Annotated in this window: 9 protein-coding genes and 1 pseudogene; 2 read left to right on the forward strand and 8 right to left on the reverse strand. The window is 35.2% G+C overall.

The annotated features are described in order from the left end of the window. Nucleotides 1–66 precede the first annotated feature (66 nt). The 8 genes and pseudogenes from GGQ84_RS14910 to GGQ84_RS14945 form a co-directional block, all read right to left on the reverse strand. Nucleotides 67–375 carry a hypothetical protein gene (locus GGQ84_RS14910; RefSeq protein WP_429163602.1) on the reverse strand — a complete coding sequence of 103 codons (309 nt, stop codon included), beginning with the start codon at nt 373–375 and terminating at the stop codon, nt 67–69. A gap of 67 nt (nt 376–442) precedes the next feature. After that, nucleotides 443–1,534 carry an AI-2E family transporter gene (locus GGQ84_RS14915; RefSeq protein ID WP_429163603.1) on the reverse strand — a complete coding sequence of 364 codons (1,092 nt, stop codon included), beginning with the start codon at nt 1,532–1,534 and terminating at the stop codon, nt 443–445. A 72-nt stretch (nt 1,535–1,606) separates the two neighbouring features. Beyond that, the gene (locus GGQ84_RS14920; RefSeq protein ID WP_429163604.1) at nt 1,607–2,056 is read right to left on the reverse strand and encodes a hypothetical protein; all 450 of its coding nucleotides are present in this window, start codon (nt 2,054–2,056) and stop codon (nt 1,607–1,609) included. A 7-nt stretch (nt 2,057–2,063) separates the two neighbouring features. Further along, nucleotides 2,064–2,414: a YtxH domain-containing protein gene (locus GGQ84_RS14925; protein WP_429163605.1), complete on the reverse strand. Its 351-nt coding sequence runs from the start codon at nt 2,412–2,414 to the stop codon at nt 2,064–2,066. Nucleotides 2,415–2,728: 314 nt separating this feature from the next. Beyond that, nucleotides 2,729–3,913 carry a hypothetical protein gene (locus GGQ84_RS14930; RefSeq protein ID WP_429163606.1) on the reverse strand — a complete coding sequence of 395 codons (1,185 nt, stop codon included), beginning with the start codon at nt 3,911–3,913 and terminating at the stop codon, nt 2,729–2,731. Between the two features lie 66 nt (nt 3,914–3,979). Continuing rightward, nucleotides 3,980–5,305: an IS4 family transposase gene (locus GGQ84_RS14935; protein ID WP_429163607.1), complete on the reverse strand. Its 1,326-nt coding sequence runs from the start codon at nt 5,303–5,305 to the stop codon at nt 3,980–3,982. Between the two features lie 402 nt (nt 5,306–5,707). Continuing rightward, a pseudogene (locus GGQ84_RS14940) lies at nt 5,708–6,454 on the reverse strand (RNA-guided endonuclease TnpB family protein); the annotation flags it as partial. Then, complete coding sequence (locus GGQ84_RS14945) at nt 6,408–6,527, reverse strand: helix-turn-helix domain-containing protein (RefSeq protein WP_429163608.1); 120 nt, start codon at nt 6,525–6,527, stop codon at nt 6,408–6,410. The gene GGQ84_RS14945 and the pseudogene GGQ84_RS14940, both read right to left, overlap by 47 nt. Nucleotides 6,528–6,622: 95 nt before the next feature. Between GGQ84_RS14945 and GGQ84_RS14950 the strand changes: the two genes are divergently transcribed. Together GGQ84_RS14950 and GGQ84_RS14955 are read left to right on the forward strand one after the other, a co-directional pair. Further along, on the forward strand, nt 6,623–6,772 hold the full coding sequence (locus GGQ84_RS14950) for a ribbon-helix-helix domain-containing protein (protein ID WP_429163609.1): 150 nt from the start codon (nt 6,623–6,625) through the stop codon (nt 6,770–6,772). 188 nt (nt 6,773–6,960) lie between these two features. Beyond that, nucleotides 6,961–7,419 (forward strand): hypothetical protein, encoded by a 459-nt coding sequence (locus tag GGQ84_RS14955; RefSeq protein WP_429163610.1) that lies wholly within the window; start codon nt 6,961–6,963, stop codon nt 7,417–7,419. Nucleotides 7,420–7,635 lie beyond the last annotated feature (216 nt).

The following is a 7,635-nucleotide window of genomic DNA, read 5'->3' on the forward strand; positions in this document are numbered from 1 at the left end:
TATTGATGGAACGCCGTATGAGGGGAAACTCTCACGTACGGTGTGGAACGGGGGAAAAGGTGGAGATTATATCAAAGCCTTACCTATCGTTATCCAAACACTTATAATCATGCCGATAATTAAAAGGATTATTAGAGAAGGCAAGGCCCTTGCAATACTGTCCTTGAGCCCTTGTTGTATTTCATTTACTGAAAACCCATATGCATATGCTACTAAACCTGCAACAAATCCACCTAACAAAATTGATACATGTGGCTCTGCTTCGTATACAAAAACAGATAAAGTCAAAACAATTCCAGTTATTAGAATAGGTATTAGTGATGCCAAAAAAGATGGCGCCCTCTCTAAGTTTGTCTGCTTTGTACTAGTATTCATAAATATCTACTCCTTTAATAACTTCTATTTACTCCTCCCTATTTGTAAAATACCTATAATAATCCCTTTATTGACTCGCTTTTTTTAATTTATATAATCTAATGATATGCTCAATTATCACCTTTAGAATTACGTAAGTTGGAACTGCAAATAATAGACCCAAAAAACCGGCTAAATATCCAGCAATTATCAAAATAAAAATTATTAACAAGGGGTGAATAGATAACTTCCTCCCGATTACTTGTGGAGATATGAATAAGCTTTCTAGTTGTTGTACTACTACAACCAAAGCTATTACTTTTAGAACCATAAAGGGTGAAATAGATATTGCTACAATAATAGCTGGAATTGTGCCTAAAACAGGTCCAATACTAGGAATAAAGTTAGTAAGCATGGCTATTAACGCAAGTATTAACGGATAGTCAACACCTATAATTAAAAAACCTATATATAGCAAAGTACCTACTGACATACTGACAATCACTTGCCCTTGAATAAAGGATGATAGACCCTCATCCATATCTTTCATAATTAAAATAGCATCTTCTTTAAGACTATCAGGAAAACGCTTAATCAAGAGTTTCGAAAATTTCTTCCCATCTTTTAACATATAAAATAACATAATGGGCATTAAAACAAACCCTAAAGTGGTATTTACTAAAAATGTTACCGCTGATGAAAAGCCCATCCCAATTTGAGGTAAAATTTCGGTAGCAAAATCTGAAGACCACTCCGATACTGAGTTATCAGAAATAAACTCTTCTATATTAAAGCGCTGAAATAAGTTGCTTTTACTTATGGAATGAAATACTCCCATTAAATCTTCAATTAACTTCGGGAAATAATCAATAAAATCACTAACCTGTTTCACAAGTGAAGGCCCCATAACAACAACTAACAAAATAAACAGTGTTATGATACAAAGATAAATCAATATTACTGCCAAAGTGCGATTGAGCTTGTACTTTTCAAGAAGAGTCACCAGAGGGGAGAATAAGTAATAAAAAATTATCGAAAGAATTATTGGTAAAAAAAACATTTTCCCTAGAAAAACTATAGGGTCAAAAATAAATGAAATATGGCTTCCGACTAAAATGATAGTAAAAATAACTAAAATCCAGATTGCTATTTTGAAATACTTTGACTTCGGTAGATTCATGGCACCCACCCTTATAAAAAAACTAGACAGAAGTTCCAAGAACTTCTATCTAGTTTTATTTTTACGTCCAACCTATTTTCGATTTGAAATTATTTGCAATAAAACTTTGACTGCATCGCTAATGACTTTCACATAGTTAATAATATCTTGAGTATTTTCCCTTACTGAACTGGCAGTTTCAACTAAGCTCAAATTTACTACGTCTAACGATTGGTCTACCTTTTCACTGGTATTTTTTAAGATTGATGTTATAGAACTGATATTTTCAATAGAATTGGGGATTTTTTCATCAAAAATATCCTTGTTTTTATGTAAACTAGTTGTTATTTCACTTAAGTTCTCAGATGTTTTAGTTAGATTATCTAATGCTACTTGGATATTTTCATCATTTTGATACAGCTTTTCTCTAATACCAGAAATCAGCTTATTTAAGTTGTAAAGTACTAAAATTAAGAAGACACATGTTATAACAAAAATGCTTAGTCCTAGAAATATTCCTATATCCTGTAATGAGATATACATAACTCACCTACACGTTTTTTGACTTTTCATCAAGAGCTTTTTTTGTATCCTCTATAAGTTCTTCAGCCTCTTCTTTGACTTCTTCAACTTTTTCTTGTACATTCTGCTCAGTACTTTTAACCTTATTTTCTAATTCATCTTTAGCTTCTGATACTAGCTTTTTTCCGTCTTCAACTGCGCTTTTTGTCTTGTTCGCGATATCCTCACGTGTCTCTTTTCCGCTTTTTGGTGCTAACAAAACTCCAGCTACTGCACCAAGAGCAGTACCAACACCTAATCCCACAGCAACCTTCTTGGTGGTATCCTTTCGCTTTTCCATTTCTTGTTCTTTCTTCATCTTTTCTAAATAACCTAACATACTCAAATCCCCCTTTATTAGATAATTTTAAGCATTCCTCCTTAATTATCACTTAGTCTTTTATTTTTTTGTTACTGGAAATGTTATCATATAGCATCCACTTTTGGCAAAAACTATGTATTTCTGTGTGTTATCACATAGCACAATATAGATTCGTCAACTAAACATATTCTGCTTGTACCGCAAATCCCTCTAAAATACTTTATTATAATCTCACGTTCCTCTAATTTATTACTTCGGTTGTCAGAGAAGACGGTTGAAAAATAGAAAAAGCCACTTACCAACATAAAATGTTAGCAGTGGCTGTAGTTCTACTAATTTTGGGTAAGAGCTAGTTGGGCTAAATCATTTAAACTGCCTACCCAGCCTAGTTTTGGGTCAAGCTTTATAAGATTCAAGAGTAGGCTGTAATGATGTGTTTCATTTATTGGATGATTGTAAGTTACTGTTAGATTCACCTGCACTTGAGTCTCATCCTTTTTAGATCCGGGCACTTCCTCAATACTTTCAATTGCCACAAATCTAAGTTCCTCCTTTAACCTATCCCAGAGTTGCTGGTGTTGATCCACTTTACCTTGTGTCATTAACTGCGTGCTGAGAAGGTCTCCATTAGCTACCGCAGTAATAAAAAAATTAACAAAATCCACTGGATTAGCTTCTATAACCTTTTCATGCAATTTATTACTCGCTTTATAAATCATTAATTGGTGACCCGGGTCAACCCGTGTGCTTTTGTGCACCTTGCTTTGGGCAAAGTGAATACAGAAATGTCCTTCAAACTGATTGTCGGTAATCTGACCTTGACCGTGGGGCATGGCGTTCATTGACCCTGCCAACTGCACATCTCCCACTGTAACGACTACCGCCCTCCGTTTCCAACTCCAGTCTTCATAAATGTGTTGTATCATTTCTGTATCATTAGCAGTCAATGGCTCTACATCAGCATGGTAATAGCCCCCAAAGCGCAGAATATCAAATGTGTGCCCAGTCTCTAGATCTATAGCTGTAGCCGTAGTTTTGCGGGGCCACAATTGATCAACCTGTTGCCAACTCATAGGTTTGCCATAATGCTCTTGGTCAAGCCTACTAGTCAAAATTTTCATGTATTCTGTTAGTTTTCTATTGCTTAGCCAACCTCTCTCTGGATCGTATATAACTGAGTCCCTATTGGCAAACAATTCTTTTTCTTCTCCACTCTTATATTTAATTCTTAACCAATAACTCTTTTCTCGGTATGATATGGGTGGAACTGATGTGGTGGTAGATAACCGGGCTTTGTTTAACTCATGTTGAAACTTGTCTAACCAATCGGCATCTGTTACAGTAGCTACCGCAACGTTTTCAAGGAAAGGGTAGCCAACAGTAATCTGTGATAATTTCTTTTTTTCTACTGAATCCTGGTAAAAATAGAAAACCGAAATAGCTATTGCACTAACAAATAGCAGAAAAAAAAGAAACCATACTATTATTCTGGTTGTTAATAAACTTCTTATATTCATTTTTTCACCTCTATTGTATTAAGAACAACCCATTTGATTATTACATAACTAATTAACTCAACTTTCTCAGACTGAAACAGGCAAATATGCCTTGATATAACTCGGCAAACCTGCAATCCATTGTTGTAGTTGACGCTTGATTGCTTTATGTAAATTTTTATTGGTTTTTTGTAAGACATCTTCAATAAGCTCGAGTAGTTGCTGTAAAGCTACAGACCAATCGAGATCACTTATTTCATCACAAAGCTCATAAAATATGCCGCCTAATGTCCGCTGGTCTGTGCTACATCTGTTTTGCCATGAGAGCACAAGGCTGATTAAAGCATCATATGAGCGACTTTGAAATTCCTTTTGAAGCTTCAATAGGGATTTAGTAGTTTTGAAAAAGACTTCGATATCCCACCGCATACCGTAGATACGAATAATCTCTTGATCGCTTAATGTTAAATCTGTACTTAAAATTGCTAGCCATTCACCCTTTTTATTGCGATTTCGGACAAATATAACTTTAACCTTAACACCATTGGCTTGTGTTGTATAAATGGAGCGAAGGATATCTTTCTTTCCTGTTACTGGCTTTGCTAAACGGTAAAGTTGCTTTAAGCTTACCTTTTCGCCATTGATAAGATAGCGCTGGTTCAAGTTTTTAACCATACCTATAACATCAAGTCCCTGTTCTTTAATTTTTTTAATGAGAGGCTGATGTGTGAACCAGGTATCCATTAAAACATAAGAGGCATCAATCCCAGCATCCATGGCTCGTTTAATCATCTCAGGTATTTGTTCTGGAGCTGTTTGCAGTGCTTCTAAGCGACGCTTATAGCCTGAGCTGCGCTTGTCAATTTTGGAGGATATTCCGTTAACTTGACTTTTCTTTGAGCTCAGTAAAGAAAAATCTATGGGTAAAAAGGTAGCGCCATCTGACCAGCCAAGGGCAAGCATGCGAAATCCCTTATAAAAACGCATCTTTTGAGAAGCATGGTCAAAACATCGGGCTAGCAATTCTACTTGTTTACTGCGATTTCTCTCGTAAGAAGAATCATCTAAAATCAATACTTTGGGGCGATCATGACTAGTCAGCTTAGCAACTTTTCCAGCTGTATGAGCACTTAGATATAGTAAAAATCTTCTCCAGGCAAAGGTAGACTGATTTAAAAAACGATAAACAGCATCTTTAGCTGGATAGTCACTATGCTTATTACTTTCAAGCACTCTAAACCAGTTTTTGTTTTCAAAGATTAAACAGAATATCAGCTGAAAAAGATAACCACAAGAAAAACCGAAAGACTTAGTAATGCCAGCTTTTCTTAGGTGTTTTAATACTTTCAGCTCTTTAAATACTGTAGTTAGTTCATTTGGTAGTTGCTTATTTTGGCTATTATCAGTTATCATATAGGGGACACCTCTTCTGTATGGTATTTTGGTTCTAGGCAAATCAACTATACCAAAAGTTGAGGTGTTTTTCATTATCTATTTTTCAGTCAAGTACTATTTATAAAATGAACCAACACTAATCAAGAGTAAAAGCAATTCGCTTTATCTTGCTGCGAAAGTTGAGTAATTAATATTATTTGTCATCTAAAAATATGCTGTTTCTTGGCTATATAATAAAAAGGTGTACCAACACCCAATTATTCAAGGTATTGATACACCTTTATCTTAATATTTTTTAAACCCTGTCCTGTGAACTACCCACGAATAAATTCACGGGCTTCCTAGTCAATAGAGCTAATGCTCCAAGGTTACCTAGGCTCTGAGGGTAGTCCCTACCCCGATTGACTACATATCTTGTATTTACATAGCCAACTTTAGCAAATTGAGACTTGCATTGTAGTCCCTGTCTATCTCTAAGCCACATTCGGGGCATACATATGCTTTGATTGACAAGTCTTTAGTCTGATTCGACTTACTCCCACATCCTGAACATAGTTGACTACTTGCATAGTTAGATGGTGCGACTATTATCTCTCTCCCATGCCAGTTAGCCTTATATTCAAGCATTGTCCTGAATTCTGCCCAAGATACTTCTGAGATAGCTTTTGCAAGCCTGTGGTTTTTCAGCATATTCGATACTCGTAAGTCCTCAATAACAATAGCTTGGTTTTCGCTTATGAGTTGAGTGCTTATCTTATGGAGGTAATCTTTCCTTTGTCTCTCTATACGCTCATGTAACTTTGCTACTTTAAGTCTCGCTTTAGTCCTATTCTTGCTATCTTTTAGTTTTCTTGATAGGTCTTTCTGTAACTTTTTCAATCTCTTTTCAGATTTTCTCAAATGCTTAGGGTTGGCGTACCTATCGCCATTACTACAGATAGCAAATTCCTTGAGACCTAAGTCTATTCCTACTTTCTTTTCTGCTTTCGGCAGCTTTTTTATCTCAGTTTCAACCAAGACGCTTACGAAATACTTACCACTTGGAGTCTGTGATACAGTACAGGATTTGATTACGCCCTCAAACTCTCTATGTTGAAGTATTTTTACCTCAGATTTCAGTTTAGGCAGTTTCAAATAGCCATTCTCTATAGATATTGTGCCTTTCACATCCGAAGCACTTTGAGAAATACTCTCTCTGTTCTCTGTTTGGATAAATTCTATACTTATAGGCTCTTAGCATTTGCTTCACCTCCCTATTTTAATTATATCGTTAAGTTAATTAACTTGCAATAACTTTGTTTCTATGATACTCTTCTACCAAAAGGAGGTTGCACTATGGCGCTAAAGAATAGAAACAGGTTTAGCTCTACTGTTGATAAAGACTTACTTTTGTGTCTTAAGAAACTGTCAGAGGAAACTAGAATACCTATATCAAAGCTATTAGATGAAGCTATAATCGACTTGCTAGAGAAGCACAAAAGATAAAACGATGGGGGAATTCATCTCATGACTAAAGTCACGAGAATTCTTGCCCTAACTTTAAATAACGCTCTCCCCTTCTATTTCACCTTATCGTATATTGACAGAGAAACGTTGATTATAAATAATTGGTTATTATGGTATACTAATAATTAAAGAAGATTTATAAAATAGTGCAAAGCGAAGGAGTATTTATGAAAAATAATTTTAGAATAAAAATGAAAAAAACAATATCTATGAAGCAATTTATTTCAGAATTAGGTAGTAACTTTTCTAAGCATACACAAGAGAGATTATTAGAAGTTGGCGCCAGGTGTGTTTTAACAAGATCAGATAAAAAGAATGTACTTGATTTGAAGCACATAGAACATACCAAGTTTGACAGTGAGAAGGAATATGCTTACGGACAATTCGTAGTTGAAGAAGGAGAGTTGTTTTTTTCAAACAAGTGTTGTGCAGAGTCTGGTGTTATGGAAGCACCTATTGTTAGCCAAATTTTTGAGTCTATGGATGGTGAAGTAGTTATATTTGACGAAGATATTAAAGTCAAAAAAATAGATGCCAAAAATATCGATTATGTTATTGATAGTATTTTAAACGTCTGTCCCGTAGTATCCCCAGAGCATCTTGCCATATTGGCTAAATATAAATAATACACTTTAAGAATGGCAACAGCTATATATATTTTTGGCTGTGGCTGCATAAATATATCCAACCGTGGTATCAGACTCAATGCAGATTAGACCAAAAATGCCTAAACAATGGATTCTGAAAATCGAGTAGGAGGTAGATAATTATTTTATCTACCGTCCTCTCACACCACCAAGCATACCGTTCGGTACTTGGCGGTTCATTAAGTTAATTGCATT

This window comes from Desulfitispora alkaliphila, from assembly GCF_050433185.1.
In the GTDB taxonomy this organism is placed as follows: Bacteria; Bacillota; Desulfitisporia; order Desulfitisporales; family Desulfitisporaceae; genus Desulfitispora; species Desulfitispora alkaliphila.

What these genes read in the sequence shown, in the direction of transcription:
- GGQ84_RS14930 (WP_429163606.1), bottom strand. Translation starts at nt 3,913, where the DNA reads ATGAATATAAGAAGTTTATTAACAACCAGAATAATAGTATGGTTTCTT.
- GGQ84_RS14935 (WP_429163607.1), bottom strand. Translation starts at nt 5,305, where the DNA reads ATGATAACTGATAATAGCCAAAATAAGCAACTACCAAATGAACTAACT.
- GGQ84_RS14945 (WP_429163608.1), bottom strand. Translation starts at nt 6,527, where the DNA reads ATGCTAAGAGCCTATAAGTATAGAATTTATCCAAACAGAGAACAGAGA.
- GGQ84_RS14925 (WP_429163605.1), bottom strand. Translation starts at nt 2,414, where the DNA reads ATGTTAGGTTATTTAGAAAAGATGAAGAAAGAACAAGAAATGGAAAAG.
- GGQ84_RS14955 (WP_429163610.1), top strand. Translation starts at nt 6,961, where the DNA reads ATGAAAAATAATTTTAGAATAAAAATGAAAAAAACAATATCTATGAAG.
- GGQ84_RS14910 (WP_429163602.1), bottom strand. Translation starts at nt 375, where the DNA reads ATGAATACTAGTACAAAGCAGACAAACTTAGAGAGGGCGCCATCTTTT.
- GGQ84_RS14950 (WP_429163609.1), top strand. Translation starts at nt 6,623, where the DNA reads ATGGCGCTAAAGAATAGAAACAGGTTTAGCTCTACTGTTGATAAAGAC.
- GGQ84_RS14915 (WP_429163603.1), bottom strand. Translation starts at nt 1,534, where the DNA reads ATGAATCTACCGAAGTCAAAGTATTTCAAAATAGCAATCTGGATTTTA.
- GGQ84_RS14920 (WP_429163604.1), bottom strand. Translation starts at nt 2,056, where the DNA reads ATGTATATCTCATTACAGGATATAGGAATATTTCTAGGACTAAGCATT.